Source organism: Rhizobium sp. CRRU65, from assembly GCF_048551595.1.
Lineage (GTDB): Bacteria > Pseudomonadota > Alphaproteobacteria > Rhizobiales > Rhizobiaceae > Rhizobium > Rhizobium leguminosarum_J.
Map to the genome: position 1 here is coordinate 640,221 of NZ_JBLYZH010000001.1, position 26,974 is coordinate 667,194.

A 26,974-nucleotide genomic window follows, 5' to 3' on the forward strand; every position below is an offset into this window, starting at 1 on the left:
TGCCGGGCGGTGTCAACCGTAGCGGCTGATTGCGAGATCTCTCACGTCGATTTCCGGCTGGCCGCCGCTGACGAGATCGCCGATGAGCCTGGCCGAACCGGTACTCATGGTCCAGCCGAGCGTGCCGTGACCGGTATTGAGGAAGAGGCCGGCGACCTTGGTCGCGCCGATGACCGGCGTGCCATCAGGCGTCATCGGGCGCAGGCCGGACCAGAAGGAGGCCTTGGAAACATCGCCGCCGGGGAAGAGATCGGTGACAGAATGTTCCAGCGTGCTGCGGCGAGCCAATCCGAGATCGTTGGTATAGCCCGATATTTCCGCCATGCCGCCGACCCGGATGCGGTCGCCGAGCCGGGTGATCGCAATCTTGTAGGTCTCATCCATGACGGTCGATTCCGGCGCCCGTGACGCCTCGGTGATCGGGATGGTGAGCGAATAGCCCTTAACGGGATAGACGGGCAGCCTGATGCCGAGCGGCTTCAGCAGCAGCGGCGAATAGCTGCCGAGCGCAACCACCACAGCCTCCGCGCTCATCCGCTCACGATCGGTGATGACTCCGCGCACCCGGCCGGCCTCGACATCCAGTGCCTTGATCGTCGTTCCGTAAACGGAGCGGACACCGAGCGCCTCGGCCTTGGCGGCCAGCGCGTTGGTGAACTTGAAGCAGTCGCCGGTTTCGTCCTTCGGCGTCAGCAGACCGCCGACAATCTTGTCGCGCACATGTTTCAGCGCCGGCTCGAAGCGGATGCAGCCGTCCCGATCCAGCACCTCATAGGGAATGCCGTCGGCAGCCAGCGCTTTGACATCCTTTGCCGAGGCCTCCAGTTGCTGCTGCGTGCGGAACAGCTGCAGGGTTCCCTGCATGCGTTCGTCGTAGGCGATGCCGGTCTCGGCGCGAAGATCAGCCAGCGCGATGCGGCTGTAGTCGGCAAGGCGCAGCATGCGGCTCTTGTTGATCGCGTAGCGCTCGGAGGTGCAGTTCGACAGCATCCTGGCCATCCAGGAGAGCATGGCCATGTCGAGTTTCGGTCGCAGGACGAGCGGCGCATGTTTCATGAACAGCCACTTCATGGCCTTCATGGGAATGCCGGGTGCCGCCCATGGCGAGCAATAGCCGAAGGAGACTTCGCCGGCATTGGCAAAGCTCGTCTCCAGCGCCGGACCAGGCTGCCGGTCGACGACCGTGACCTCATGGCCGGCCTTGGCCAGTTGATAAGCGGACGTGACGCCGACGATGCCGGCTCCTAGAACGATGACCTTCATGATGTCCCCAATGATTGGAGCCGCCGGCTCTCAGCGATATTGCCTGTCGTAACGATCGCCCAGGCCCGTTAGGATTTCGTAAGAAATGGTGCCGGCATCGCGGGCGATGTCCTCGAGCGTCTGATGGCGGCCAAGCACCTCGACGAGACTGCCGAAGGTCAGCGCCCCTTCGGGCAGTGCTGATATGTCGACGGTCGCACTGTCCATCGACACGCGGCCGACGATCGGCAGGCGGATTCCCTTGAAATAGACGGCGCCGCGGTCGCCGAGGCATCGCGGCAGACCATCGGCATAGCCGGCTGCAATGGTGGCGAGACGCGTTTCCCGTTGCGTCACATGCGCGCCGCCATAGCCGACCTTTGCACCCGCCGGAACGGTGCGCGTCTGCACGACGGCGACATTGAGGCTGACGACCGGCTCCATCGGGTTCTTCTCGCCGGCGTTCGGAGCGCCGCCATAAAGCGCGATGCCGGGGCGGGCGAGTACGCCGTGATAGGGGTCGCCTAGGAAAACGCCGCCGGAATTGGCGAAGGAAATGTCGAAGCCGGGAAACTCGTCGGCGATGCGGGACATCTCGGCAATCTGCTCGCCGTTCTGATTGCTATCCATGTCATCGGCCGAAGCCAGATGGCTCATGATGAACAGGATTTCGACATTGGTGCTGCCGCTAAGGGCTGCCGCCAGCTCCGCCCTTTCCTCCTCGGGAAAACCGAGCCGCGACATGCCGGTGTCGAACTGCAGGACGGCTGGCAGGCAGCGCTTCAGAATGCGCGCAGCCGTCGACCATTGCCGCCACTGCGCCAGTGAATTGAGAACCGGAACGACGCCCATCTCGGCGCAGGCGATCTCGTTACCCGGCTGCAAGCCGTTCAGCACGAAAATCTGGGCATCGTGCGCAAGGGCCGGCCGGAGCCTCAAGGCCTCGACAAACTGGGCGACGAAGAAGTGCCTGCAACCTTCACTGTAAAGCGTTCTTCCGACCCGCTCGGCGCCAAGGCCATAGGCGTCGGCCTTGACGACGGCGCCGGCGCGGACCGACGCCAGCATCGATACGAGCTTGCGATAGTTACGACCAAGGGCGGCAAGATCGATCGTCAGATAGCCCGTGGCTCCCTGCGTGGTCGTCGCAATGCGTGTGCGGGAAACCAAAATATCGCTATCCATGTCCACCCCTTTTCGATCTCAGGAGTTTATGAAAGAATGAGCGAAATTGCCGGCCATTCAGCAATCGATTATTGCATGATTTGCTAAATATTCGCATAATCAATCACAATTTGGAATGATCCACCATGGCTGCCCTCGACGCGATCGATCGCAATATTCTGAGACTGCTGCGTCTTGATGCCCGCATGAGCAATGCCAAGCTCGCCGCCGAAATCGGTCTCTCTCCCTCGGCCTGCCTCAGGCGCATCAAGATCATGGAAAAATCAGGCGTGATCCGCGGCTATACGGTGCTGGTAGACACCGGCAATGCGGATGAGATGATCGCCGTGATCATCAACATCACTCTCGAACGACAAACAGAAGACTATCTCGACCGCCTCGAGGCGGCAGTCCGGCGGCATCCCGAGATCCGGGAATGTTTTCTGATGACGGGCGGTTCGGACTATCTGCTGCGCGTGGAGGTTGCCAATGCCGGCGAGTTCGAGCGGATCCACAAGGAGATCCTGTCGACCTTGCCCGGTGTCCTCAGGATTCATTCCAGCTTCTCGATCCGCAATGTCCTGGCGACGCGCACGAGGGGCCGGCGCTGAACCGCGATACCACCCGCACACCCAGCCGGATCGCGCGCATGACCAGCCTCGCTGTATCGTCAACTTCGGCGCTGGCGCAGACTGGAGACCCCTCGTCACTCGGATCCTGCGCTCCACTCGCGATAGGCGAGGTGGATCTTTGCTCCGATCGTCGTGAACGGCTGCGGCGGCAATGCCGTCGGGGCAGCCAGGCGCGCGTAGACGCGGCCGAGTTCGGAATCATGTCCGAGCGCCAGCTCCGCAGCCGCGATCCCTGATGCTGTCGAGTTCGACGCTCCAAGGCCGTTGCAGCCGCATGCCGCGAATACGCCACGCTCGATCTCGCCGAATGCCGGAACATGATTGCGTGTGAGCGCCATCGCGCCGGCCCAGCGATACTGCATCCCGACGCCGCCAAGGGTGGGAAAGCGTTTTGAAAACTTGCCGTCGTGGAGGCGGCCGGCCCGCTGGATCGCGGCGTCGCTGACTGCGATGCTCGGATTATAGCTGTAGCGCGAGCGCACCAGGATCCGGTCGCCGGCGCCGGTGCTGATGCGGCGGACGGTCGTTCCCATCGGCAGGGCGGGAGTGGCGGCCCACTTCCGCTCTCCACCGAGGCGCGAGGGGTCGAACGCCTCGGTGAGGGAGGCGTAGGTGAAGACGTGGAGCAGGCGTTGCGGGAAGAAGCCGAAGCTCTCCACATGTCCATTGTTTGCCATGATGATCTTTGCCGCCTGCACGGAACCCTGCGGCGTCTTGACGAGCCATCCCGTACCGGAGCGCTCGAACGAGAGCGCCGGCGTCCGCTCGTAAAGGGTGACAGGCTCCTTCAGGCAGTCGGCGACCGCGCGAATGTAGGCGGCGGGCTGCACGATGATCGTGCCGGGCATGAACAGACCGGAGGTGTAAACCGGCGATCCCGTTACTGCCTCGATCTCCCCGGCGCTCAGGAGCCGATGGTCTTCGCCCATGTTCGTGAGCTGCTGCGCATAGTCATCGAGGTGCTTGTCGCCTTCCGCGCTAATGGCGACGCTGTATCGGCCACAGGGATCGAACACCTCCTTGCCCCAGCCATCTTCCGTCGCCATCTCGGTCGCCAGAGCGATGGCCGAGCGCTGAATGAGCACGGATTGCCTGAACCTGGCCTCCGACTCTCCGCTGAAATCGTCGGACGAGACCTCGTGCGGCAGGTCGATGATGAAGCCCGAATTCGCGCCCGCTGGCCCCTCGCCGACAATGCCCGCTTCAAGGACGGCGACCCGCGCGGCCGGGTCCAAACGTGAGATGCGCCGGGCCGCGGAAAGGCCGGCGAAACCACCGCCGATGATCGCGACGTCGGCAATGACCGGTCCGGTCAGCGCCGGCCGTGGCGTGCGGGGCGCAAGCATGGCCACCCAGCCCGAAACGCCTGCGCGTTTCGGCAGCCTGGAAGCGACGAAGACATTCCTTGCGGCCTGGGTCACGTCAGATCGCTTCCCGCTCCATGAGCGTTTCGAGGGAGCGCCGGATGGCCGGAAGCTTTTCGGGGGCAAGCCCCCGCAGCGGTTTTCGCGGAACGCCGGCGCCGTAGCCCACCAGATCCGCCGCCGCATAGACGGACTGCACGTAATCGCCTTCCCAGATCAACCCCATCGACGTCTCCAAGATTTTCCAGAGCGCGCGAACCTCGTCCCACTTGTGCTCGGCGGCGGCCTCGACGAGGGCGACGCAGGTTTTCGGAGCGAAGTTCGCCCCACCCCAGATCAGGCCGTCGCATCCGGCATAGAGCGCATAGGGAACGAGAGGGTCAGCGCCGTTCATGACGAAACGGCCGGTGCGGATAAGTGCTGCCTGCTTTCCAAGATCGCCGCTGCTGTCCTTGACGGCACAAAAGCCGGGGATTTCGCTCAGCTTGTCGAGAAGTTCGGGCGTGACGGCGACGCCGACCGCCTGGGGAACGTTGTAGCCAATCACCGGAAGACCGGCCTTCGCAACCTCGCTGTAGAAATCGACGATGTCTAGGTCGTCGGTCGGCCCTTCGAAGAAGGGCGGTAGAACCATAACGCCTTCGGCGCCGGCGTCGCGCGCGCGGATCGTGCGTTCGACGACGTCTTCCACCAGAAGCGCGGAAGTCTGCGCAATCACCTTCGCCCGGCCATTGACGATCTGCGCTCCGCGCCGGATCAGCTCCTCGGATTCCTCCTTGGAAAGATAGACGTGCATGCCGGTGCCGGAGCTGAACAGGAAGCTCCTGACGCCCGCTGAGAGATAGCGCTCGACATTGTATTCGAGCCTGCCGTAGTCGATGCGTCCGGCATCGTCGAACGGCGTGGTAATGGCAAGATTCAGGCCTGGAAACTGGAAGTCAGACATTCGTTTGGTGTCCTGCGTTAGGCTGTCGAAGGGTCGAGCCAAAGGTCCTAGAGGGTCGGCGTCTCCAGCCCCTCCGGGGCCGCGTACATGGCCATGTTTCGTCGTGAAAGCTCGAGGTGAAGCCGCGCCAGTTCTCCGGCTGCGTCGGGATTGCGTTTCCCGATGGCTTCGATCATCTCATCATGTTGTTGCGTGGCGAGCTCGAGTTCTTCCTGCATGCGAGGCGTGTTCGGGTGCTTGTAGAAAACCTTGCCGATGCGCGCATGGTCGATCTGCAGTCGCCGCAGGCTCGGAACCAGATAGACGTTGTGCGCCATCTCACCGATCTGGCGGTGGAACTGGTCGTTGTAGAAGACGCGCCCTTCGACGTCGCAATTGTCGACGGCCTTTCGAAATGATTGCTGAACCTGCTTGAGCACGTCGAGCTGCCCGCGCGTTCCGTTCTCGGCCGCCAGCTTGCTGGCGGTGATGTAGATCATCGGCGCAAGAAGGAAGAAGTCATGCAGCGACTGGTAGCTCATCGAACTGACCCGCGCAGCACGGTTGGCTTCCAGCTCGATATAGCCTTCGCCAGCCATCTGTCGCATCAGCTCGCGAACCGGCGGTCGGGACAACCCAAACTCCTCGCTCAGCGCCACTTCGTCCAGTACCGCACCCGGCGGCAGTTCCATCGTCAGGATGCGTCTGCGAAGCGTCAGGCTTAGATTCGTTTTACGGTCGGGGTTGCCGACCTCGGAGATAATTTCATCGTCCATCTCATAATCCTTTTGAAAGACATTATGTAGACATAAGATAGACGTCAAGAATTTCTTGAGACTCCGGAATCGAATCCGCTCGCCCAGTCAGCGAGAAAGAAGGTTCGGGTCAGGAAAAGTTGCCGCCTTCGCGGCACAGCGAATGCTGCGTCGCCAAGGCGACTGGCGACCTCGATTGCTCATCGGCCCATCCGGCAACAGCTATGAGTAATGCGCCGCGCTCTAAAAGGTCAGTTGCACCTTGCAGGCGGCTGCGCGATCGCCGGCGAGCGTGAAGGCGGCGGTGGCTTGTTCGAGCGGCAGGCTGTGGCTGATGATCGGCCGCACATCGATCTTGCGGCTGGAGATCAGCTCGACGGCAGTACCGAATTCCTCGTGGAAGCGCTGCGTTCCGTGGAGTTGAAGCTCCTTGCCGACGATGGCGTTGAGAGGGATCGGGACGTCTCCTGTGACGCCGACCTGCACGATCGTTCCGCGTGGTCTGATGGCGGCAATTGCGCCGCGGATGGCCGGGGCGGCGGCCGAGCATTCGAAGACGAGATCGAAATAGCCCTTTCCCGCCTCGAATTCCGCAAGCGCCTGGGCATTTTTGGAAACATTGACCGTGCGGCTGGCGCCCATCGCTTTGGCTCGGTCCAGCGCTGCATCCGCGAGATCGGTCACCACGATCTCATCTGCGCCGAAATAACTGGCGACAGCAACCGTCAGGGCGCCGATCGGGCCGGCTCCGGTGACCAGCACGCGTTTGCCTGTGATATCTCCAGCGCGCGATGCCGCGTGCAGGCAGACGGAGAGCGGTTCGCTGCAGGCCGCTTCCGCGGCAGTTGTTGCAGCTCCGACCGCAAAGCACTGCTTGGCCGGCACCACCATCCATTCCCGGAACATGCCCTGCTCATGCGGCAGGCGCATCGCACTGCCCATGAAGCGCATGTCCAGGCAGTGGATCGGCATGTTTTTCTCACAATATTCGCAATGCCCGCAGGGTTGGCTGGGATTGACCGCCACCAGCGTCCCGGCCTTCAGGTCGACCCCCTCACCCGCTTGGCTGACGGTCCCCGAGGCCTCGTGGCCAGGTATGATCGGCTCGCGAACCCGGACCGGCCCGAAGCCACCGTCCTGATAATAATGCAGGTCGGAGCCGCAGATGCCTGCGGCCGCCATTTTGAGAAGCACCTCGCCGGGACCAAGGGCCGCAACCGCGACGGTCTCGATCCTGAGGTCGCCCTTTTGGTAAAGCCGTGCCACACGTGTCCGCATCTTCCGCTCCTATCTCAGCAGCCCGAGTTGCTGCGGCAGCCACAGCGATATGGCGGGCACGAAGGTGATCAGGATCAGCGCCAGGAAGAGCGGCACCAGCCAGGGCAGGATCGCCATGGTCGTGCGTTCGACGGAGAGTTTCGCAACCCTCGACAGCACGAAAAGCACCATGCCGAGCGGCGGGTGTAACAGGCCGATCATCAAGTTCAGCGTCATGATGAGACCGAACTGGACCGGATCGATCCCGAATTTCAGGACGATCGGCAGAAGGATCGGCACGAGGATGGTGATGGCCGCGATCGTATCCAGGAAGCAGCCGACGAAGAGCATCAGCAGGTTCACGAGGATCAGGAAAACCCATTTATTGTCGGTGATCGACAGGATCGCATCGGAGAGCAACTGCGCCGCCTGGCTCACCGTCAGCAACCATGCGAAGACCGATGCCGCAGTGACGATGAAGAGAACGGACGCCGTCGTCTCGATCGTATCGAAACTTGCCTTGGCGAGCGTCGAGGGCGTCATCGTGCGGTAACGCACCAGACCGAGAAACAAAGACCAGAGGACAGCTGCAACCGCTGCCTCCGTCGGCGTGAACCAGCCCATCGTCATGCCGCCGATCAGGATGACGGGCGTCATCAGCGCCATGACGGCGGAAAAGCGGAAATACCAGTCGAGGGCGAGAAGCAGAGCAAGGGCAATGCCCGCCGCAACATTCATCGATACGCCCGCCTGCATCAGCAGATAGATGGCCAGCGGCACCGCCAGGACGACGACGATTTCCATCCCTGCCGACAGCAACTGCTTGACATCGAACGGCGCGTCGGAGCCCCAGCGCTTCCAATAGGCAAAGGCGGCGACGGTGATCATCATCAGGAGCGTCATCACAATGCCGGGCAGGATGCCTGCCATGAAAAGAGCGCCGATCGAGACGTTCGCCATCATGCCGTAAATCACGAAAGGCAGCGACGGCGGGAAGATCGGGCCAAGCGTTGCCGAAGCCGCCGTCACGCCGACCGCGGCCTCGACCGGATAGCCATGATCCTTCATTGCCTTGATCTCGATCGTGCCGATACCGGCCGCATCGGCGAGCGCCGTGCCGGACATGCCGGAGAAGATGACCGAGCCGATGATGTTGACTTGCGCGAGACCGCCCTTCATCCAGCCGACGAGAGCGACGGCAAAGGAATAGATGCGGCCGGTGACGCCGGCCGAGTTCATCAGGTTGCCCGCGAGGATGAAGAAGGGCACGGCGAGCAGCGGGAAGCTTTCGACGCCGGCGATCATGCGCTGGGCGACGATAATGTCCGGCGCGACGCCATAAAGGACGATGTAGAGCACGGATGCGACCGCCATCGAAATGGCAACGGGCACCCCGACCAGCATCAGCACCAGAAACGAGCCAAGAAGCAGTAGCATCAGATCAATCCTCGACGGTCTGGAATTCTTCGGGGCGCTCCAAAACGGAGTAGCCGCGGCGCATATTGGCGATGAAGACGACGATCGCGCGGATCAGCATCAGCACGAAGGCGATGAGAACGCTGTAGAAAACGACGTTGCGCGGCAGATCGACGGTGACCATCTGCTCGTCCGCGACGATATCGACGTAACGCCACATCAGGTGGCAGCCATAGGCGAAGAAGCCAATGCGAACGATATCGACGAAAGTGGCGAGCACGCGTGCCAGACCTGCCGGCATATAGTGATAGAACACATCCACCTGGATATGCCGCGAGGTGCGCACGCACATGACGGAACCGAGAAAGACGACGCCGATCAGGCAGTTGATCGCAATCTCCTCGGTCCAGGCGTAGCTGTCGTTCAGCACATAGCGCGTGAAGAACTGCAGGAAGACGCAACCCGCCATCAGCCAGAAGACGATCAGCGTGATCCAGTCTTCAATGGCATAGTCCGAGACGTTTGCGGTCGGCGCGTGCCCTTCGAACTCGTGACCGATTTCTTCGGCCGTGATTTGCGTATGAATTTCTTGCGACATGATCGGCCCTGTTCCAGTTCGGAATGAAGGAGCGCGGCGCCTGCAGCAACCAACGTGTTACTGCATCCTTGCGCGTCTGAAAGACGCGCGGCGCTGTAAGGCGCCGCGCCGCGTGGGTTTACTGGATCGCGCGGATTGCTTCCCAATCGGCCTTCTCGTAGCCGAAATCCTCGAACTTGACCTTTTCCATCACGGTCTTTTCGAAATCGGCCTTGTCGACCTCGGCGACATTCAACCCTTTTTCCTTGAAGGTCGCGATGAGGCTGTTTTCCTTGCCGGCGATTGTCTTGCTCGTACGCTCGGCGGCCTCCTGCATGACCTCGCCGAAGATCTTCTTGTCCTCGTCGGAAAGGCTCGCCCACCGCGTCTTCGAGACTACGGTGTTGAGGTGATCGACGATGTGGCCGGTGAGGATGATGTTCTTCTGGACTTCGTAGAACTTCTTCGCCTCGATCGTCGTCAGCGGATTTTCCTGTGCCTCGACCGTACCGTTCTGCAAAGCGAGATAGACCTCGGCAAAGGCGATCGGCGTGGTGTTGGCGCCACAGGCGCGCGGCATGGCGAGATAGGCCGGAACGTCAGGCACGCGGATTTTCAAGCCCTGCATATCGGCGCATTTGGTGATCGGCTTGTTTGATGTCGTATGGCGCGTGCCGTAATAGCTGACGGCCGCGATGTGGTTGCCGGTCTTGTCTTCATAGCCTTTGGCAAGACGCTTGAAGACATCGCTCTTGGTATAGGCGATCAGGTGATCGGGACCGCGGAAAATGTAGGGGAAGTAAGTCACGCCGATCGGCTTGTAGTCTCGCGCCGCGAAGCTCGATCCCGAGATGATGATGTCGACGGTCCCTAGCTTGAGGCCCTGGTTGATGTCGGCTTCCTTGCCCAGCTGCGACGCCGGATAGACCTCGATCTTATAGCGCCCGTCTGTGCGCTTGTTGATCTCTTCTGCGGCCCATACGGAATCCGTGTGGAAGGGCTCTGACGTTTCATAGACATGAGCCCATTTCAGCACTGTCTGGGCCTGTGCGATCGCGCTGCTCGCCATGATTACGGCTGCAGTGCAAAGTATCGTTGCCAGTCTGCTTTTCATTGCTCTCTCCTCCCGAGCTTGGGTTAAGTCTTGGCAGTTCCTTTCGGCGGCCGCTTGTTGCGTCCGCGCTCCTCTTCCCCCGAGAACTCCTCCCCGAAGCTTTCGGAAAACCTCTTCTGCGACATGGTCAGATGGGCGCGCATGGCAGCCTTGGCGCCGGCGGCATCGCCGGCGGCGATCGCGTCGCGAATGGCCCGGTGCTCATCCAGAGCGCTGCGCCATGTCGTCGGCCCCTCGAAGTGGCTAGCGAGCCTTGCGAAATAAGGCGTCATGCGCATGTCGAACATCTCCCCCGTCACGCGAATCAATGTCGCATTCCCAATGATGGCGGCAATGCCGGTGTGGAAGGCGCGATCGGCATCGAGCACTGCGATTGCATCGTTGACCACACCACCCATGCGCGTCAGAGCTTCATCGAGCAGAGCGATATCGTCCGGCTTGGCGCGACCGGCCGCTTCTTCGGCGATGGCGCATTCGATGAGGGCCCGCGCCTGGAGCAGTTCGAAAGGCCCCTCCACCGGCTCGCGCTCGGCCCCAGCGACGGTCGCAGCATGCTGGCGCACCACATAAATGCCGGATCCCATGCGGATATTGACGAGGCCTTCGACCTCCAGGACGATCAGCGCCTCGCGGACGGTCGGGCGCGAAACCGACAGTTGCTCCGCCAGATCGCGCTCGGCCGGCAGCCGCTGGCCGACGGCAAGCTCGCCGCTGGCGATCATCATACGAATCTGATCCGCGACCTGCCGATACAGGCGCCGTGATTCAACAGGCGAAAACATCGTGGCCTCCCTGGGCGGCTTCTCCTTAAGCGCGCAGCTGGTCAATTGGCCTGACCAATTAAGTTATAGGTAGCATCCCTTGGGTTGTGCGTCAATCCGCCGCATAAACTGGAAAAATATTGTTTATCCAAAGGCAGAGCACGACTTGTTCTCGCCGACGAGGGGCAAGCCCCGATCGCTACTGGTGCAAAGCCTGAGGACGGCGGCAAATATACGACCAATCGACGAACGACAGGTCGGTTAACTAGAAATCCAAGGGCGCCAGCCTCCATACGACGTCGGTGGCCGCCGAGTGTGGCTCGAGAATGCTGTCCAGAAAAAGAAAGCTCCGGATCCGCCAGCTGCGATAGATTTTTCGCTTTTGAACGGTCGTATCGCTCTGCTCGCGTCGTTTGGCGAGAGCACGCCGTCTCCCAGCCGCGAGCGCCACGAAGTCTGCTCGGCGATGCCGAAATTTTGAGCCCCGGGGTGGCCGATTGCAAGGCATTTGACCCACCGTGCCTCTTTAGCACGCGGTTCGCCGACCGGGTTTTGTACGCAATCGCACGCGTCGAGAAATTCCTTTAGCAGATGCTAAAGTCTCACCTACGGTAATCCAGCTGGGGGTCACTGGTATGGATCAATATTCCTTCCCGAGCGGCGAGGATGAAATCCATCGCCACATCGTCGAGAGCGCGCTCGACTATGCGATCTTTGCCATGGATCTCGATGGCACTGTGGCGACGTGGAGTGCCGGTGCGGAAAACCTCTTCGGCTATTCGGCATCCGAGATGATCGGACAGAATGGGGTCATCATCTTTTCATTCGAGGATCAACTCGCCGGAGCGCCGCTCAAAGAGAAGCGGCTTGCGCTGACCACCGGCCGCGCCGACGACAATCGGTGGCACGTCAGAAAAGACGGCAGCATGTTCTGGGCGTCAGGGCTGATGATGCCGCTTCGCAACGACGTGGGTGGGATCTACGGCCTGGCGAAAATCGTCCGGGACCGGACCCTGACGCTTCAGCAGGACGAAGCGTTGCGCGCCAGCGAGGAACGCCTCCAGCTTATTCTTAAAAGCGCGATCGATTACGCGATCTTTTCCTTTGATCAAGATGGGCGGATCATCAGTTGGAACACCGGGGCTTGCCGCATCTTTGGATATCCGGAAGATGAGATTCTCGGTCAAGACGCACGCATTCTCTTCGTACCGGAAGACCGCACCGAGGCCATGTGGCGCTTGACCGCGAGATGGAGACGGCGCTTGAGCGCGGCCGGGCTGAAAACGAACGATTTCATTTGCGTAAGGATGGATCCACGTTCTGGGGCAGCGGATTGACCATGCCGCTGCGCGCCCATCATCAAAGAGCCGGCTATCTCAAGGTACTTCGGGATGACACCGAGCGTCACTTTGCAGATGAGCACCAGCAAATCATGCTGCGCGAGATGAGCCATCGTGTCAAAAACAGCCTGACACTGGTCACCGCCATGCTTTCGATGCAGGCCCGCTCGGCTGAACAGCAGGAGGTGGGAGAGGCTTTGCGCGATGCCGAAGCGCGCGTCGGCACCATTGCCGAGGTACACGATCAATTGTGGCGCCAACCGAACATCGAAACGGTGGAACTGGCGGATTTTCTGTCAAGCCTGTGTCTGCGCCTGCAGCAGGCGGCATCAAAGCACACGGTTTCGGTCGACGCGGATGCGTGCGTTATCGATGCAGACCGGGCAATCCAGCTTGCCCTTCTCGTCAACGAACTGGTGACGAACGCCTTCAAGCACGCTTATTCCGATATTTCAGGCACTGTCACCGTCAGTGCGCGCGCCACCGCCGACGAAATCCGCCTTGAAATCGCCGATGATGGAAAAGGTTTCCCGGACGGATTTTCCGTCTCTAAAAATGACGGCAAGAGCTTGGGCATGAAGGTCGTGCGCGTTCTGGTGCAGCAGTTGAGGGCCGAGCTTCACATCGAGAATCGGCGGCCCGGCGCGAGTTTTCTGATCCGTCTGCCCCGGAATCCCTGACAGATTTCCCGGGCAGCCCGCAAGTTTTGTCAAAACCGCACAAAGCGCCTTCCAAATATGGATATGGCTGCTGTTTTGACGCATAAGCTGGTCATTACCGCGATCTCATAGCTGCCGGTATGAGCGCGGGCTCCCTCCCGCTGGAGAGGGGTCATGCCCGCACAGGATCAGCGTATTGTTCATAACTTGCTGTTGAAGGCTTTGCCTGCGGAGGCCTTTGACCTGCTGGCCGCCGATGCCCAAGCCGTCGAGCTGCCGTTGAGACATGTGCTGGTCGAGTCAGACCAGCCGAACGAACATGTCTGTTTCGTCGAAAGTGGTCTGGCATCGATGGTGGCGACGAACGCCGAAGACGAAGCCGTCGAGGTCGGACATATCGGATTTGAGGGCATGGCAGGACTGCATGTTGTTCTGAAGACGAATACGACACCCAATCGGACCTTCATGCAGGTCGCGGGATCCGGCCTGCTGGTCTCCGTCGAGACCTTCGGGCGGGTGCTCGCAGCGTTTCCTGCCGTCAACGATCTGTTCCTCCAATATATGCATTGCTGTGATATACAACTGGCTCAGTCGGCTCTCGCCAACGGGCGCTACAACATGCATGAGCGGCTCGCCCGCTGGCTGTTGATGTGTCACGATCGGCTGAATGGCAACGACCTGCCGCTCACGCATGAATTTCTGGCGCTGATGCTCGGCGTACGCCGCTCGGGCGTGACGAACGAACTGCATGTCATCGAAGGAATGAGAGCCATTAGGTCGACCCGCGCCAACGTCAAGGTTCTCGACCGAGAAAGGCTGGAGGAGATCGCCGCCGGAAGCTACGGCATTCCGGAACGGGAATACGAGCGCTTGATCGGACTGCCGATCCGGCGTTCCGCTAGAGCATGAAGCCGAAAAGTGTGGGCGGTTTTCGGACGACATCAATTTAGAACAGGATGTCTTAGTCGGAGCTTCTGATCGTCTCTGACGAAAAGCACAGTCAGAAAAACGGTTCCCTGTTCGTCACCGATGTGTATCTTTCTCGCCGACATGTCTTTTCCCGCAAGCACTGCTGGCTCATCAGCGCTCTCGCATCTTGCACGTTGCCTTGCGTCCTCGATCGTCGCCAGTTCGGTGCCTTCCCAGACGGCAGGCGTCGAAGTTCCTGAAACGATGACTTTGGTCTGCTCCTTAGAAAAGGACCAGTTCGCCACTCAACGGCACCAATAGTTGTCCTCTCGCCCCCTTTTGGCCGGCGCCGGATGAATTGGGGGGTCTGGCGGCGCATTTTTAATAACCGGTGTTGGGCCTTGCATGGACGGCATCGCTGGAGTTTTTCAAGTCCAAATGCATACGATATCGGACAAACACGTCGCTTTCATCCGATCCGGCACGTTTCGCGTTGGTGAATCATGCCATCGAGAAAAGAGGGCTAGCGGCCTGAAGCCGTCGTGCCGGCAGCGGTCCTGCCCGACGGACGTGCTTTGCTGAAGTTCGGCCACGCAAAACCCCCGAGGTTGGATGTCCAACTTTCGGGGGTCAGGTCACGATGGGAATTTTCGTGAGGAAGCCGATCAATTGTTGTGAGCCGCGCAGGCTTCATCCATCGGGGTGGCGTTGCTCGTACCGCCCTGTGTCTGAAGATTGGCAGAGTTATTGACCGGATTGGGGCACTTGGTCTTATCCATCTTCATCGTGCCGCTGGTCGTGGAATTCGTCGTGGTGGAATCCGTTGCCATCGGCTTTTTAGTCTTCGTGTCGCTAGTGGCGCCGCCGCCCTGATCGGCTTGATTCTTGTCGATCGTTGCGCCGGCCGGCGCTGGGTTGGACTGGGCGAAAGCGGATGTGGCCATCCCGATAGCGAAGAGGGAAGCTGCTACAAGTTTCATGCGCATTGTGATGTCCTCCTTGGGGATCTTTGCGTGCTTGACCCATTCACAACCTCGTTCTTTGATCATTGTTCCGCTGCGGCCGATAAATGCACTGCCGCGTCCGACAGCCGCGACGCAGTCAACAATCGAGGTCTTTTAAGCAGGAGGATGAGCACCCATTGCTCACAAGGTAATCGGCGATTATTTCGCGTAAAGCGCCCGCGACCGCTCAAGATGCTTGAGCAGCGCCGTTTCCGAGCCATCCACATCGTTTGCTTCAAGGCGGTCGACGATCTCGTCGTGTTCGGCGAGCGTGAATTTTTCCTTGCCGGTCCAGATCAGCATCTCGGTATGATATTCCTTCAGCCAGGCAAGCATTGCTTCGCTGACGGCAATGTAGATCGGGTTGCCTGATATCTGCGCGATGCGGGTGTGAAACTCCATGTCGGCGTCGATGAACTCTTCGGCCCGGCCAAGTGACATTCGCTGGCGTTCGATGATGTTCCTGAGGTCGGCGATATCGCTTGCCGAGGACCGCTGCGCGGCCTCGCGCGCCATGCCCCGCTCGAAGAAGATGCGCGCGCTCTTCAAATATTCCAGCGAGTCCGACGATTGCGACAGCATGATCTTGGCGGTGAGATCGACCTGGCGGAATATCGATTTTGCCGTCAGCCGGAGAACCTTGGCCCGCTCGCCATGTGAAATGCTGACCAGACCTTTGTTGGCGAGGGATTGCATGGCCTCCCTGATCGCCGGCCGGCCGACGCCGAAGCGTTCCATCAGCACCCGCTCGGAAGGCATTTCGTCGCCGGGCTGGAGCTCGCCCGAGGTAATCATTCGCTCAAGTCGATCAAACACTTCGTCAGAGAGTTTCCGGCGGACGATTTGTTCGAGGGGCTGGGTCATCATATCTCGCTGGCTCAAATGTTTCCTCCTAACAGTTTCCGGGTCGAGAACAAAGCTGTCGGCGAAAATTTGCGGATCCGAAGATTCTACTTTTCATGAGTTGGAATACTCATTATACCAGATCACAAGTTGACGCCATGGTAATCTGCGTGGCGAGAGGAGCAACCGTCCGTTTCATGATAATTACCCTGACCTACCGTATCGAAACGCCCGGCAGCGTCGAGGCGATGGCGGAAAAGATCGCGAGCGACCAGTCGACCGGCACCTTCGTTCCCGTCCCCGGCGAGACCGAAGAGCTGAAATCGCGTGTCGCCGCCCGTGTGCTCGCGATCCGTCCGCTCGAAGGCGCCAGTCATCCGACTTGGCCCGAGGTCGGCCCCGGCACGCCGCTTCATCGCGCCGATGTCGACATCGCCTTTCCGCTGGACGCGATCGGGACAGACCTTGCGGCATTGATGACCATTGCAATCGGCGGCGTCTACTCCATCAAGGGCATGACCGGCATCCGCATCGTCGATATGAAGCTCCCCGACGCCTTCAAAAGCGCGCATCCGGGACCGCAGTTCGGCATCCCCGGAAGCCGCCGCCTCACCGGCGTCGAAGGCCGGCCCATCATCGGAACGATCGTCAAGCCGGCGCTTGGTCTCAGACCGCACGAAACGGCGGAACTCGTCGGCGAGCTGATCTCATCCGGCGTAGACTTCATCAAGGATGACGAAAAACTGATGAGCCCGGCCTATTCCCCGCTCAAGGACCGCGTTGCGGCGATCATGCCGCGCATTCTCGATCACGAGCAGAAGACCGGCAAGAAGGTCATGTATGCCTTCGGCATCTCGCATGCCGACCCCGACGAGATGATGCGCAACCACGACATCGTCGCCAAGGCCGCCGGCAACTGCGCCGTCGTCAACATCAACTCGATCGGCTTCGGCGGCATGAGCTTTCTGCGCAAGCGCTCCAATCTGGTGCTGCACGCGCATCGAAACGGTTGGGACGTGCTGACGCGCGACCCGGGCGCCGGCATGGACTTCAAGGTCTATCAGCAATTCTGGCGGCTGCTCGGGGTCGACCAGTTTCAGATCAACGGTATCAGCGTCAAATATTGGGAACCGGACGACAGTTTCGTCTCGTCCTTCAAGGCCGTCAGCACGCCGCTGTTTAATGCCTCCGATTGCCCGCTTCCGGTTGCCGGCTCGGGTCAGTGGGGAGGACAAGCGCCTGAGACCTACAAGCGGACCGGCCGGACAGTTGATCTTCTCTATCTCTGCGGCGGCGGCATCGTCAGCCACCCCGGCGGCCCGGCGGCCGGCGTTCGGGCCGTGCAGCAGGCTTGGCAGGCCGCGGTCGCGGACATCCCGTTGGAGACCTACGCGAAAGATCATCCGGAGCTCGCCGCTTCGATTGCCAAATTCAGCGACGGCAAGGGCGCATGACCGCGATGGATGGACCTCTCGTCAGTTATTACGGGGATGACTTTACCGGCTCCACCGATGTCATGGAGGCATTGGCATCGAACGGCGTGTCGACCGTGCTCTTCCTCGACATTCCCACGCCGGAACTGCTTGCGCGCTTCAGGGATTGCCGCGCAATCGGCGTTGCCGGGACAAGCCGAAGCGAGACCCCCGCATGGATGCAAGAGCACCTTGCGCGCGCTTTCGAGTGGCTGAATTCGCTCGGCGCTGACATCTGCCACTACAAGGTCTGCTCGACCTTCGATTCCAGCCCCGAAATCGGCAATATCGGCAAGGCGATCGAAATCGGCCGATCGGTATTCGGGCAATCCGTGGTGCCGGTCATCGTCGGCGCGCCGCAACTGAAGCGCTACACGGCATTCGGCAATCTCTTTGCAGCTTACCAGGGCCGGATCTTTCGCATCGACCGCCATCCCGTCATGAGCCGCCATCCGGTGACCCCGATGGACGAGGCGGACCTTGCGGTGCACCTGTCGAAGCAGACCCGCCTTCCCGTCCTGCTCGCCGATCTCGTCGCCATCACCGCGCCGGACGCCGATGCGCGGATCGACGAACTGGCGTCGGCTTCAGAAGGGATCCTGCTCATCGATGTCGACTCCGAGGCGACGCAGGAGGCCGCGGGTCGACAGTTGCTTCGTGCCACCGGCCGTTCGGGAAGCTTTGTCGCCGGCTCCTCGGGGGTCGAATATGCCCTGCTCAGCGCGTGGCGGCGGAGCGGCTTCATCGGCAACAGCGGCGCCGAGTTTCCCGATATCGGCCCGGTTGATCGCCTCGCCGTCGTCTCGGGCAGCGTATCGCCAACGACCGAGCGCCAGATCCGGACGGCTGTCGACAACGGCTTCGAGAGTATCGCGCTCGATCCGCTTGCACTGGTCTCGGAGCATGGCGAAGGCGCGGTGGATGCAGCGGTCGAGGCCGGCATCCAGATGCTCCGGCAAGGCAAGAGCGTCATCCTTTATACCGCGCTTGGCCCGTGCGCAGACCGCGGCGCCGACATCGACAGGGTTCCGGGCGCGCGTCATCGGCTCGGCAGCGCGCTCGGCACGATCTTGCGCCGCCTGATCGAGAGCGAAGGACTTTCACGTGCGGTCGTCGCCGGCGGCGACACGTCCAGTCACGCCCTCAGGCAGTTGAAGATCGACGCCCTGACGACGCTTCTTCCGCTGCCCCAGACGCCGGGTTCTCCGCTTTGCCTTGCGCATGGCGACCATCAGCCGACCAACGGCCTGCAGATCGCGCTTAAAGGCGGCCAGGTCGGGACGGACGGCTATTTCACGCAGATCCGCGATGGAAGGAAACTGTGATGGTTTCCCCGAACCGGCTTGGCGCAGAAAAACGTGTGGATCATATGAATTAAGTGATATGGTGATTGACTCATCATACCAGTATATGATCCTATCCAGAAACGGAAAAGGTGAGGAAAACATGACTAAGATTGCCCTCTTCGGCGCAGGCGGAAAAATGGGATATCGGCTTGCCAAAAATCTCAAAGGCTCGCGTTTCCAAGTGCGCCATATCGAGGTGAGCGACGCAGGCAAGGCCCGTTTGAAGAATGATCTCGGTGTCGATTGCGTGCCCGTGGATATCGGGCTCGACGGCGCCGACGTGGTGATCCTTGCCGTGCCGGACACGGCAATCGGCAAAGTCGCGGCAGGCATCGTCGACAAGCTCGCATCAGGTACCATGGTGATCGCGCTGGACGCTGCGGCTCCCTTTGCCGGCCACCTGCCGAAGCGCGACGATCTTACCTATTTCGTCACCCATCCCTGCCATCCGCCGATCTTCAACGACGAGACGGACATGCAGGCGAAGAAGGACCACTTCGGCGGCCTCTTCGCCAAGCAGCATATCGTCTCGGCGCTGATGCAGGGTCCGGAAAGCGCCTACGCGCTCGGCGAGGAAATCGCCAAGCTGATCTGGGCCCCGGTCATGCGCTCGCACCGGGTCACGGTCGATCAGCTTGCCATGCTCGAACCGGGCTTGTCGGAAACCGTCTGCGCATCGCTGCTCGTCGTCATGCGGCAGGCCATGGACGAATGCGTGGCACGCGGCGTGCCGGAACAGGCCGCCCGCGACTTCCTGCTCGGCCATATGAACGTGCTCGGCGCGGTCATCTTCAAGGAAGTCGACGGCGTGTTCTCGGATGCCTGTAACAAGGCGATCGAGTTCGGCATCCCGGCGCTGATGCGCGACGACTGGAAAAAAGTATTCGAACCGCAGGAGATCGCCGAAAGCATCCGGCGCATCACGTGAACCGGCTTGGGGAGGCAAGCCCTCCCCCTCAACTGCCCCGGGGAGACGGGGTCTAGCCGCCCCAGGGAGACGGGGCTTCATTCACAACAGGGAGGAAAATATGAAACTGACGCGCAGACTGACACTTGCAGCTTTTGCCGGCGCACTGGCGCTTGGAACGGCTCTTCCGGCCTTTTCGGCCGATCTCATCGCCATCATCACGCCGGCGCATGACAATCCCTTCTTCAAGGCCGAAGCTGTCGGCGCTGAAGCCAAGGCGAAGGAGCTCGGCTATGAGACGCTGCTCATGACGCATGACGACGACGCCAACAAGCAGTCCGAAATGATCGACACGGCGATCGGGCGCGGCGCCAAGGCGATCATCCTCGACAATGCCGGAGCCGACGCCTCCGTCGCAGCCGTCAAGAAGGCAAAGGATGCAGGCATCCCCTCCTTCCTGATCGACCGTGAAATCAACGCGACCGGCGTTGCCGTCGCCCAGATCGTCTCGAACAACTATCAGGGCGCCCAGCTCGGGGCGCAGGAATTCGTCAAGCTGATGGGCGAGAAAGGCAATTACGTCGAGCTGGTGGGCAAGGAGTCCGACACCAATGCCGGCATCCGCTCGCAAGGCTATCACGACGTCATCGACGACTATCCGGACCTGAAGTCCGTCGCCAAGCAGTCGGCCAACTGGAGCCAGACGGAAGCCTATTCAAAGATGGAAACCATCCTCCAGGCAAATCCCGACATCAAGGGCGTCATTTCAGGCAACGACACCATGGCCATGGGCGCCATCGCCGCGCTGCAGGCGGCCGGCCGCAAGGACGTGATCGTCGTCGGCTTCGACGGTTCCAACGACGTGCGCGACTCCATCAAGTCGGGCGGCATCAAGGCAACGGTCCTGCAGCCCGCCTATGCGCAGGCTCAGCTGGCGGTGGAACAGGCAGACGCATACATAAAGAACAAGACGACGCCAAAGGAAGAGAAGCAGTTGATGGATTGCGTTCTCATCAACGCCGACAATGCCGGCAAGCTCGAAACCTTCGCCCTGACGAACTGATCAGCCGCGAATTGCGGAGGGCGCAGCGCTGCGCCCTCCGCAATGCATTTTGCAAGACGTCGAGGTTTAAAGCATGTTGAGAATGAAGGGCGCCCTGCTCGCTGCCGTCGTGGCGGCCGCCTTGCCCGGTTGCAAGATCATCAAGACGCCGACGGCTGAGGAAAAGGCTGCGGCAGCGGCCAAGACCGCCTTCGATCCGAATGCAAAGGTCGAGGCGATCTGGCAGTCCGAGGCAGTGCCCTATTTCGAAAAGCGCGCCGGCGACCTCAAGGACGTCATGCAACTGGCCACCTCCAGCCCCGACGCCGCCGGCGAGAAATACGGCAATCCCCGCAAGCAGAGCAGCTCGCCATGGACCTATGCGGTGAAGATCACCGGCAAGGTTGTCGCGGCCGATACGGCCTCGCGCGCGGCAACACTCGATGTCGACGCAGATGGCGACGGCAAGGCCGACGCCAAGGTGCAAATCGGGCCAGCGCTGCGCGGCACGGCGCTGCGCGACACGCTGGAGTTCGTCAATTTCAACGAATTCAAGAACCAGATCGAGTGGGCGCAGTTCGGCAAAGCCTTCAACGAGAAGGCCAATACGGCCTTTCTGTCAGCCGTTCCGCGCGAAGGCCTCGCCGGCAAGACGGTGACCGCGATCGGCGCGTTTCCGCTGCCGAAGAGCGGCGAGCTGCCGCTCATAACACCTTCGGAACTGAAGGTCGGCCCATGACCACAGGAGAGGCAGAAAAGGACGACATCATCCTGCGCCTCGACGACGTGTCGAAGGTCTATTCTGGCATCGTCGCCGTCAAGCGCGCCAATCTCGAGCTGCGCCGCGGTGCAGTGAACGTCCTCGTCGGCGAAAACGGTGCAGGCAAGTCGACGTTGATGAAGATCATCGCCGGTGTCGAGCGTCCGACGCTCGGCCGCATCATCCTCGATGGCAAGCCCGTATCCTTCGACAGCCCGGCGCACGCGCAGGCAAATGGCATCGGCATGATCTTCCAGGAACTCAATCTCTTCGCCAACATGTCGGTCGCCGAGAATATCTTCACCACGCGTGAGATCACCCGCGGCATCCTCGGCATCGATCACAAGGCGCAGGTGCAAAAGGCCAATGCATTTTTGAAGCGCCTGGATGCCGGAATCGAGGCGGATGCGATGGTCGAGGATTTGCCGATCGGCCAGCAGCAGCTCGTCGAGATCGCCAAGGCGATGTCGTTGAATGCCCGTATCCTGATCATGGACGAGCCGACGTCGGCGCTTTCGGCGGCCGAAGTCGAGATCCTGTTCAAGGTGATCGCGGAACTCAAGGTCCAGGGTGTGGCGATCGTCTATATCTCGCACCGGCTCGAGGAGTTGATGCGGATCGGCGACTACATCACGGTGCTGCGTGACGGCCAGGTCACCGGCGAAGCGATGGTCCGCGATATCGACACGCGCTGGATCGTGCGTTCCATGATCGGCTCGGATGCCAAGGATTTTGCAAAGTCCGTGGACCACGCCGTCGGAGCCGAGGTCTTTCGCGCCGAAAACATCAGCCTGCCGCGGCCGACGGGTGGGCTTTCGGTCAACGATGTCTCCCTGTCGGTCAGGGCGGGCGAAATCCTCGGCATCTACGGCCTGATGGGTGCCGGGCGCAGCGAATTCTTCGAATGCGTGATCGGCCGTCACACACACTCGACCGGCAAGATCTTCATCGACGGCAAGCAGGTTCGTGCCCGCGACACTACGCGGCGCATCCGCCGCGGCCTTGCGCTCATTCCGGAAGACCGGCAGCGCGAAGGTCTGGTCCAGGTGCTTTCCATCGCCTCCAATCTGACACTGGCGAGCCTCGGCCGCTTCACCCGGCTCTTTCACATCGACAGGGGGGCGGAGAAAAATGCCGTTCGCGATGCAATCCGCGATCTCTCGATCAAGGCGCCGAATCCGGATTTCGAGGTGACCTCGATGTCCGGCGGCAATCAGCAGAAGGTCGTCATCGGTAAGGCATTGATGACCAATCCGAAAGTGCTTCTAATGGACGAGCCGAGCCGCGGCATCGATGTCGGCGCCAAGGCCGACGTCTTTCGCACCATGCGGCGGCTGGCGGCCAATGGGCTTGCCATTCTGTTTTCGACTTCCGACCTCGAGGAGGTCATGGCGCTTTCCGATCGCATCGCGGTCTTGAGCAACGGCCAGCTGGTCGCCGTCTTCGACCGCAACGAGGCGACGGAAGAAGCCATTATCGCGGCTTCGGCCAAGGGACACGGACATCAAGGGAAACTCGCGTCATGATGGCGGCAACATCAACCACTCTTGCGCCGAAGAGCGCCAACGGCTCGGCGCTTCTGACGCTGATGAAGCTCAGGACGTTCATCGCGCTATTTGCCGTCATCATCTTCTTTGCGATCTTTGCGCCGAACTTCACCTCGACAGCAAACATGATCCTGATGTCGAAGCACGTGGCGCTGAACGCCTTCCTGGCCATGGGCATGACCTTCGTCATCATCACCGGCGGCATCGATCTCTCCGTCGGATCGATCGTCGGGCTTTGCGGCATGGTCGCCGGCGGCCTGATCCTTTACGGCATCGAATTGCCGATCGGCTACACCATCTTTTTCAACCTCTTCGAGATCGTGCTGATCACCTTGTCGATCGGCCTGCTCATCGGTCTGATCAACGGCCTGCTGATCACCAAGCTCAACGTTGCGCCCTTCATCGCCACACTCGGCACGCTCTATATCGCCCGCGGCCTCGCTTTGCTGTCGTCGGACGGCCAGACGTTTCCGAACCTTGTCGGCCGACCTGAATATGCGACGACCGGCTTCGATTTCTTCGGCGCGGGACGCATTCTCGGCCTGCCGGTATCGATCTGGATTCTGATCGTGCTTGCGCTGCTGGCCGCCTATGTCGCACGCTCGACGCCGATTGGCCGTCACATCTTCGCCGTCGGCGGCAATGAACGGGCCGCGCGCATGTCCGGTATCCGGGTCGATGTCGTGAAGATCTTCGTCTACATGTTCTCCGGACTGTGCGCCGCAATCGTCGGCGTCGTCATCTCGTCGGAACTGATGGCAGCCCATCCGGCAACCGGCGAAAGCTTCGAACTCAATGCGATTGCGGCAGCCGTGCTCGGCGGCACCTCGATGTCGGGCGGTCGCGGCACGATCGGCGGCACGATCATCGGCGCCTTCGTCATCGGCATCCTCTCCGACGGATTGGTGATGATGGGCGTCTCCTCCTTCTGGCAGATGGTCATCAAGGGCCTGGTCATTATCATCGCCGTCGTGGTCGATCAGGCGCAGCGCCGCCTGCAGCAGCGCGTCACCCTCATGCAGATGGCAAAGGCAGGTTGAGATGACGGAATTGAAAGGGGCTTTGATCGGTTGCGGTTTCTTTGCGGTCAACCAGCTGCATGCCTGGAACGACGTTCGAGGTGCCGGCATCGTCGCGATCTGCGACCGCGACCCGGAACGGCTGAAGATCGTCGGCGATCAGTTCGGCATCGCTCGCCGCTATGGCGATGCCGAGGCATTGTTCGCCGATGGCGGTTTTGATTTCGTCGACATTGCCACGACCGTCCAAAGCCATCGTTTTCTCGTCGAAATGGCGGCTCGGAACAAGGTGCCGGCCATCTGCCAGAAGCCGTTCGCCAAGACCTTGTCGGACGCGAAGGCGATGGTCGAGGCGTGTCGCAATGCCGGCATACCGCTGATGGTGCACGAGAACTTTCGCTGGCAGACGCCGATCCAGGCGGTGCGCAAGGCGCTGGAGACCGATGCCATCGGCACGCCCTTCTGGGGCCGCTTCTCCTTCCGTTCGGCCTACGACGTCTTTTCCGGCCAACCCTATTTGGCCGAGGGCGAACGGTTCATCATCGAAGACCTCGGCATCCATACGCTCGATATCGCCCGCTATATCCTTGGCGACGTTCGCTCGCTCACGGCCCGCACCAAGCGGGTCAATCCCAGAATCAAGGGCGAGGATGTCGCGACCATTCTGCTCGATCACGAAAACGGCGCCACGTCAGTCGTCGACGTCAGCTACGCCACCAGGCTTTCCAGGGAGCCGTTCCCCGAGACCTTGATCGAGCTCGACGGTTCTGAAGGCACGATCCGCCTGACCCAGGGTTACGGCCTCGAAATCACCAACGCCAGGGGCACCACCACCACTGACGTATCGCCGAAGTTGTTGTCATGGGCCTCGCGGCCCTGGCACAACATCCAGGAGAGCGTCCACGCGATCCAGCAGCATTGGGTCGATCAGCTGGAGCGCGGCGCGGAACATTCGACGTCAGGGGCCGACAATCTGAAAACTTTTGCGCTCGTCGAGGCCGCCTATGACAGTGCGGCCAGGGGACAGACGATCGATGTCGGAGCGATGCTGCGATGAAAGTCGATGCGTTCCAGCTCTACGGCACCCGCCTCGTTGAAACGCCGCCGGTTCGGCTGAGAGCCGGAAAACTGGAAGCCGATCTCGCCAATGGCAACCTCCGCACCATCCGCTACGATGGGACCGAGGTGCTGCGAGCGATCTCCTACCTCGTTCGCGACCCGGACTGGGGCACCTACAGCCCTGTAATTGTTGATCTCCGCATCGAGCAGAGTGACAATCGTTTCGCGGTCGCCTATCGAGCCCGCTGCGAGGGACCTGATGACACGAGGCTTGTCATTGACGTTCGCATCACCGGAAGCGCGGACCGGCTCGACTTCGAGGCCGAAGCCATCACAGAGACCGGCTTCGAGACCAATCGCTGCGGCTTCTGCATCCTGCATCCGATCGTCGGCGTAGCGGGTTCACCGGCGACGGTCGAACATGTCGACGGCCGGATAGTGGCAACCCGGTTTCCCGATGTCATCGAGCCCTGGCAGCCTTTCAAGGACATGCGCGCCATCACTCATGCGATCATGCCTGACGTTCAGGCGGAATGCCGGATGGAGGGCGACACCTTTGAAATGGAAGACCAAAGGAACTGGTCGGACGCATCCTATAAGACATATGTCAGGCCGCTCGCCCTGCCCTGGCCATACCAGATTGCCGCCAATCAGCCCGTTCGGCAAAAGACGTCGCTTGTTATCAGGGATATCGGCGGTTCGACACGGCATCCTCCAGCTGCGGCGTCAGGCGGCGCCATAAAACTCGAACTCGGGGCGCGAACCAGCACCATGCCTGATATCGGCGTGATTGTTACGCCCGAGGAAGCCGATGCGACCCTCTCGGCAAAGTCCGTGCTGTCGGAAATCGCTCCCCAGGAGCTCCTCTTCCATTTCGACCCCAGTGCCGGACACGGCGTCGACGCGCTCACGCAGTTCGCCATGCTCGCCGCGGCCCATCGCGGCCGCTCGACGCTGGAGATCGCCCTTCCCTGCACATCGTCGCCGTCAAGCGAGGTGGCCGAAATCGCCCACCAGATGCGGCTGGCGGAATTCAGGCCGGATGCGATCATGATCTCGCCTTCGGTTGACCGGCAGTCGACGCCGCCCGGCAGCACATGGCCGGAATGCCCGCCTTTGGATGAAGTCTATACCGCCGCTCGCGCCGCCTTTCCCGGCATTCGCATCGGCGGGGGTATGCTGAGCTATTTCACCGAGCTCAACCGGAAGCGCGTCCCGGATGGACAGCTCGACTTCGTCAGCCACTGCACCAATCCGATCGTGCATGCCGCCGACGATCTTAGCGTCATGCAGACATTGGAAGCGCTGCCCTTCATCACACGGTCGGTGCGTGCGATCTACGGTGACAGACCCTACCGGATCGGCCCGTCGACGATCCCGATGCGACAGAATCCCTATGGCAGCCGCACGATGGATAATCCGTCGGGCGCACGCGTTCCCATGGCCAACCGCGACCCGCGTCACAATGGACGCTTCGCGGAGGCCTTCGCGCTCGGCTACGCGATACGGGTACTGGATGCCGGTCTGGAATGCCTGACGCTCTCGGCCTTGTCAGGCCCGTTCGGTCTGATCGCCGGTCCAGCCGAACCGACCGAGCAAGGCGGGCGGCGCCCGCTGTTCAACACAGTGCGGACATTGTCTCGATTGGCTGGCGCATCCTGGCAGGCATGCGTCTCCTCCTCGCCCTCCGAGGTGCTGTCTTTCGTTGCACGCGATGCCGCAGGCGCCAGGCTTCACGTCGTCAATCTGACGGGCGAAGAACGAAAGGTCGATTGCGGCGCATGCCGGCCGGCAGATTCGGGCAAAGAGTTGCTGCTCGCGCCGTTTGCGACCGTCGTCCTGCAACTGGCGGATTGACCT

Annotated in this window: 23 protein-coding genes and 1 pseudogene; 12 read left to right on the plus strand and 12 right to left on the minus strand. The window is 61.0% G+C overall.

Annotated elements, in window-relative coordinates; all coding sequences use genetic code 11:
• Positions 1-12 precede the first annotated feature (12 nt).
• Both ACM5SV_RS03010 and alr read right to left on the minus strand, forming a co-directional pair.
• On the minus strand, positions 13-1,263 hold the full coding sequence (locus ACM5SV_RS03010; RefSeq protein WP_419425030.1) for a D-amino acid dehydrogenase: 1,251 nt from the start codon (positions 1,261-1,263) through the stop codon (positions 13-15).
• Positions 1,264-1,293: 30 nt separating this feature from the next.
• Entirely contained in the window at positions 1,294-2,427 is a 1,134-nt protein-coding gene (alr, locus tag ACM5SV_RS03015; protein ID WP_419425031.1) for an alanine racemase, read from the minus strand.
• Between the two features lie 125 nt (positions 2,428-2,552).
• Here alr and ACM5SV_RS03020 point away from each other — a divergent pair, with 125 nt between their 5' ends.
• Positions 2,553-3,017 (plus strand): Lrp/AsnC family transcriptional regulator, encoded by a 465-nt coding sequence (locus tag ACM5SV_RS03020; RefSeq protein WP_003562274.1) that lies wholly within the window; start codon positions 2,553-2,555, stop codon positions 3,015-3,017.
• A 95-nt stretch (positions 3,018-3,112) separates the two neighbouring features.
• On the opposite strand, the gene ACM5SV_RS03025 is transcribed toward ACM5SV_RS03020, so the two are convergent.
• The 8 genes from ACM5SV_RS03025 to ACM5SV_RS03060 form a co-directional block, all read right to left on the minus strand.
• Positions 3,113-4,459, minus strand: a complete 1,347-nt coding sequence (locus ACM5SV_RS03025; protein WP_128438752.1) for an NAD(P)/FAD-dependent oxidoreductase — start codon at positions 4,457-4,459, stop codon at positions 3,113-3,115.
• A gap of 1 nt (position 4,460) precedes the next feature.
• Positions 4,461-5,348 (minus strand): dihydrodipicolinate synthase family protein, encoded by an 888-nt coding sequence (locus ACM5SV_RS03030; RefSeq protein ID WP_017996038.1) that lies wholly within the window; start codon positions 5,346-5,348, stop codon positions 4,461-4,463.
• 47 nt (positions 5,349-5,395) lie between these two features.
• On the minus strand, positions 5,396-6,103 hold the full coding sequence (locus ACM5SV_RS03035) for a GntR family transcriptional regulator (protein WP_017996039.1): 708 nt from the start codon (positions 6,101-6,103) through the stop codon (positions 5,396-5,398).
• 222 nt (positions 6,104-6,325) lie between these two features.
• Positions 6,326-7,360, minus strand: coding sequence for an L-idonate 5-dehydrogenase (locus ACM5SV_RS03040; protein WP_012755231.1), 1,035 nt, complete (start codon positions 7,358-7,360; stop codon positions 6,326-6,328).
• 9 nt (positions 7,361-7,369) lie between these two features.
• Positions 7,370-8,776, minus strand: coding sequence for a TRAP transporter large permease (locus ACM5SV_RS03045; RefSeq protein ID WP_419425032.1), 1,407 nt, complete (start codon positions 8,774-8,776; stop codon positions 7,370-7,372).
• 4 nt (positions 8,777-8,780) lie between these two features.
• Positions 8,781-9,353: a TRAP transporter small permease gene (locus tag ACM5SV_RS03050; RefSeq protein ID WP_128438755.1), complete on the minus strand. Its 573-nt coding sequence runs from the start codon at positions 9,351-9,353 to the stop codon at positions 8,781-8,783.
• Between the two features lie 118 nt (positions 9,354-9,471).
• The gene (locus ACM5SV_RS03055; protein ID WP_003562281.1) at positions 9,472-10,446 is read right to left on the minus strand and encodes a sialic acid TRAP transporter substrate-binding protein SiaP; all 975 of its coding nucleotides are present in this window, start codon (positions 10,444-10,446) and stop codon (positions 9,472-9,474) included.
• Positions 10,447-10,469: 23 nt separating this feature from the next.
• Positions 10,470-11,228, minus strand: coding sequence for a FadR/GntR family transcriptional regulator (locus ACM5SV_RS03060; protein WP_017996043.1), 759 nt, complete (start codon positions 11,226-11,228; stop codon positions 10,470-10,472).
• A 614-nt stretch (positions 11,229-11,842) separates the two neighbouring features.
• On the opposite strand from ACM5SV_RS03060, the pseudogene ACM5SV_RS03065 reads away from it, so the two are divergent.
• Both ACM5SV_RS03065 and ACM5SV_RS03070 read left to right on the plus strand, forming a co-directional pair.
• Positions 11,843-13,227, plus strand: a pseudogene (locus ACM5SV_RS03065) (sensor histidine kinase).
• 153 nt (positions 13,228-13,380) lie between these two features.
• On the plus strand, positions 13,381-14,115 hold the full coding sequence (locus ACM5SV_RS03070; RefSeq protein WP_003562284.1) for a Crp/Fnr family transcriptional regulator: 735 nt from the start codon (positions 13,381-13,383) through the stop codon (positions 14,113-14,115).
• A 665-nt stretch (positions 14,116-14,780) separates the two neighbouring features.
• On the opposite strand, the gene ACM5SV_RS03075 is transcribed toward ACM5SV_RS03070, so the two are convergent.
• Both ACM5SV_RS03075 and ACM5SV_RS03080 read right to left on the minus strand, forming a co-directional pair.
• A complete protein-coding gene (locus tag ACM5SV_RS03075) occupies positions 14,781-15,101 on the minus strand; it encodes a hypothetical protein (RefSeq protein WP_003562285.1) in 321 nt (106 codons plus the stop codon).
• 177 nt (positions 15,102-15,278) lie between these two features.
• Entirely contained in the window at positions 15,279-15,983 is a 705-nt protein-coding gene (locus ACM5SV_RS03080; protein WP_026157568.1) for a transcriptional regulator NanR, read from the minus strand.
• 176 nt (positions 15,984-16,159) lie between these two features.
• Between ACM5SV_RS03080 and oiaX the strand changes: the two genes are divergently transcribed.
• From oiaX to ACM5SV_RS03125, 9 genes are all read left to right on the plus strand, one after another.
• Positions 16,160-17,416, plus strand: a complete 1,257-nt coding sequence (gene oiaX, locus ACM5SV_RS03085; protein ID WP_128406632.1) for a 3-oxo-isoapionate-4-phosphate decarboxylase OiaX — start codon at positions 16,160-16,162, stop codon at positions 17,414-17,416.
• A 5-nt stretch (positions 17,417-17,421) separates the two neighbouring features.
• Entirely contained in the window at positions 17,422-18,759 is a 1,338-nt protein-coding gene (locus ACM5SV_RS03090) for a four-carbon acid sugar kinase family protein (protein ID WP_419425052.1), read from the plus strand.
• A gap of 121 nt (positions 18,760-18,880) precedes the next feature.
• Entirely contained in the window at positions 18,881-19,708 is an 828-nt protein-coding gene (locus ACM5SV_RS03095; protein ID WP_017996050.1) for a phosphogluconate dehydrogenase C-terminal domain-containing protein, read from the plus strand.
• Positions 19,709-19,808: 100 nt separating this feature from the next.
• Positions 19,809-20,750 carry a D-ribose ABC transporter substrate-binding protein gene (locus ACM5SV_RS03100; RefSeq protein WP_003550404.1) on the plus strand — a complete coding sequence of 314 codons (942 nt, stop codon included), beginning with the start codon at positions 19,809-19,811 and terminating at the stop codon, positions 20,748-20,750.
• A gap of 73 nt (positions 20,751-20,823) precedes the next feature.
• On the plus strand, positions 20,824-21,468 hold the full coding sequence (locus ACM5SV_RS03105; protein ID WP_017996051.1) for a DUF2291 family protein: 645 nt from the start codon (positions 20,824-20,826) through the stop codon (positions 21,466-21,468).
• Complete coding sequence (locus ACM5SV_RS03110; RefSeq protein WP_222026892.1) at positions 21,465-23,015, plus strand: sugar ABC transporter ATP-binding protein; 1,551 nt, start codon at positions 21,465-21,467, stop codon at positions 23,013-23,015. Before ACM5SV_RS03105 ends, ACM5SV_RS03110 begins: the two co-directional genes overlap by 4 nt.
• Entirely contained in the window at positions 23,012-24,076 is a 1,065-nt protein-coding gene (locus ACM5SV_RS03115; protein WP_419425033.1) for an ABC transporter permease, read from the plus strand. Before ACM5SV_RS03110 ends, ACM5SV_RS03115 begins: the two co-directional genes overlap by 4 nt.
• A 1-nt stretch (position 24,077) precedes the next feature.
• On the plus strand, positions 24,078-25,112 hold the full coding sequence (locus ACM5SV_RS03120) for a Gfo/Idh/MocA family protein (protein WP_419425034.1): 1,035 nt from the start codon (positions 24,078-24,080) through the stop codon (positions 25,110-25,112).
• Positions 25,109-26,971: a hypothetical protein gene (locus ACM5SV_RS03125; RefSeq protein WP_419425035.1), complete on the plus strand. Its 1,863-nt coding sequence runs from the start codon at positions 25,109-25,111 to the stop codon at positions 26,969-26,971. The genes ACM5SV_RS03120 and ACM5SV_RS03125 overlap by 4 nt, the downstream gene beginning before the upstream one ends.
• Positions 26,972-26,974 lie beyond the last annotated feature (3 nt).

What these genes read in the sequence shown, in the direction of transcription:
- ACM5SV_RS03010 (WP_419425030.1), bottom strand. Translation starts at nt 1,263, where the DNA reads ATGAAGGTCATCGTTCTAGGAGCCGGCATCGTCGGCGTCACGTCCGCT.
- alr (WP_419425031.1), bottom strand. Translation starts at nt 2,427, where the DNA reads ATGGATAGCGATATTTTGGTTTCCCGCACACGCATTGCGACGACCACG.
- ACM5SV_RS03020 (WP_003562274.1), top strand. Translation starts at nt 2,553, where the DNA reads ATGGCTGCCCTCGACGCGATCGATCGCAATATTCTGAGACTGCTGCGT.
- ACM5SV_RS03030 (WP_017996038.1), bottom strand. Translation starts at nt 5,348, where the DNA reads ATGTCTGACTTCCAGTTTCCAGGCCTGAATCTTGCCATTACCACGCCG.
- ACM5SV_RS03035 (WP_017996039.1), bottom strand. Translation starts at nt 6,103, where the DNA reads ATGGACGATGAAATTATCTCCGAGGTCGGCAACCCCGACCGTAAAACG.
- ACM5SV_RS03040 (WP_012755231.1), bottom strand. Translation starts at nt 7,360, where the DNA reads ATGCGGACACGTGTGGCACGGCTTTACCAAAAGGGCGACCTCAGGATC.
- ACM5SV_RS03045 (WP_419425032.1), bottom strand. Translation starts at nt 8,776, where the DNA reads ATGCTACTGCTTCTTGGCTCGTTTCTGGTGCTGATGCTGGTCGGGGTG.
- ACM5SV_RS03050 (WP_128438755.1), bottom strand. Translation starts at nt 9,353, where the DNA reads ATGTCGCAAGAAATTCATACGCAAATCACGGCCGAAGAAATCGGTCAC.
- ACM5SV_RS03055 (WP_003562281.1), bottom strand. Translation starts at nt 10,446, where the DNA reads ATGAAAAGCAGACTGGCAACGATACTTTGCACTGCAGCCGTAATCATG.
- ACM5SV_RS03060 (WP_017996043.1), bottom strand. Translation starts at nt 11,228, where the DNA reads ATGTTTTCGCCTGTTGAATCACGGCGCCTGTATCGGCAGGTCGCGGAT.
- ACM5SV_RS03070 (WP_003562284.1), top strand. Translation starts at nt 13,381, where the DNA reads ATGCCCGCACAGGATCAGCGTATTGTTCATAACTTGCTGTTGAAGGCT.
- ACM5SV_RS03075 (WP_003562285.1), bottom strand. Translation starts at nt 15,101, where the DNA reads ATGCGCATGAAACTTGTAGCAGCTTCCCTCTTCGCTATCGGGATGGCC.
- ACM5SV_RS03080 (WP_026157568.1), bottom strand. Translation starts at nt 15,983, where the DNA reads ATGACCCAGCCCCTCGAACAAATCGTCCGCCGGAAACTCTCTGACGAA.
- oiaX (WP_128406632.1), top strand. Translation starts at nt 16,160, where the DNA reads ATGATAATTACCCTGACCTACCGTATCGAAACGCCCGGCAGCGTCGAG.
- ACM5SV_RS03090 (WP_419425052.1), top strand. Translation starts at nt 17,422, where the DNA reads ATGGATGGACCTCTCGTCAGTTATTACGGGGATGACTTTACCGGCTCC.
- ACM5SV_RS03095 (WP_017996050.1), top strand. Translation starts at nt 18,881, where the DNA reads ATGACTAAGATTGCCCTCTTCGGCGCAGGCGGAAAAATGGGATATCGG.
- ACM5SV_RS03100 (WP_003550404.1), top strand. Translation starts at nt 19,809, where the DNA reads ATGAAACTGACGCGCAGACTGACACTTGCAGCTTTTGCCGGCGCACTG.
- ACM5SV_RS03105 (WP_017996051.1), top strand. Translation starts at nt 20,824, where the DNA reads ATGTTGAGAATGAAGGGCGCCCTGCTCGCTGCCGTCGTGGCGGCCGCC.
- ACM5SV_RS03110 (WP_222026892.1), top strand. Translation starts at nt 21,465, where the DNA reads ATGACCACAGGAGAGGCAGAAAAGGACGACATCATCCTGCGCCTCGAC.
- ACM5SV_RS03115 (WP_419425033.1), top strand. Translation starts at nt 23,012, where the DNA reads ATGATGGCGGCAACATCAACCACTCTTGCGCCGAAGAGCGCCAACGGC.
- ACM5SV_RS03120 (WP_419425034.1), top strand. Translation starts at nt 24,078, where the DNA reads ATGACGGAATTGAAAGGGGCTTTGATCGGTTGCGGTTTCTTTGCGGTC.
- ACM5SV_RS03125 (WP_419425035.1), top strand. Translation starts at nt 25,109, where the DNA reads ATGAAAGTCGATGCGTTCCAGCTCTACGGCACCCGCCTCGTTGAAACG.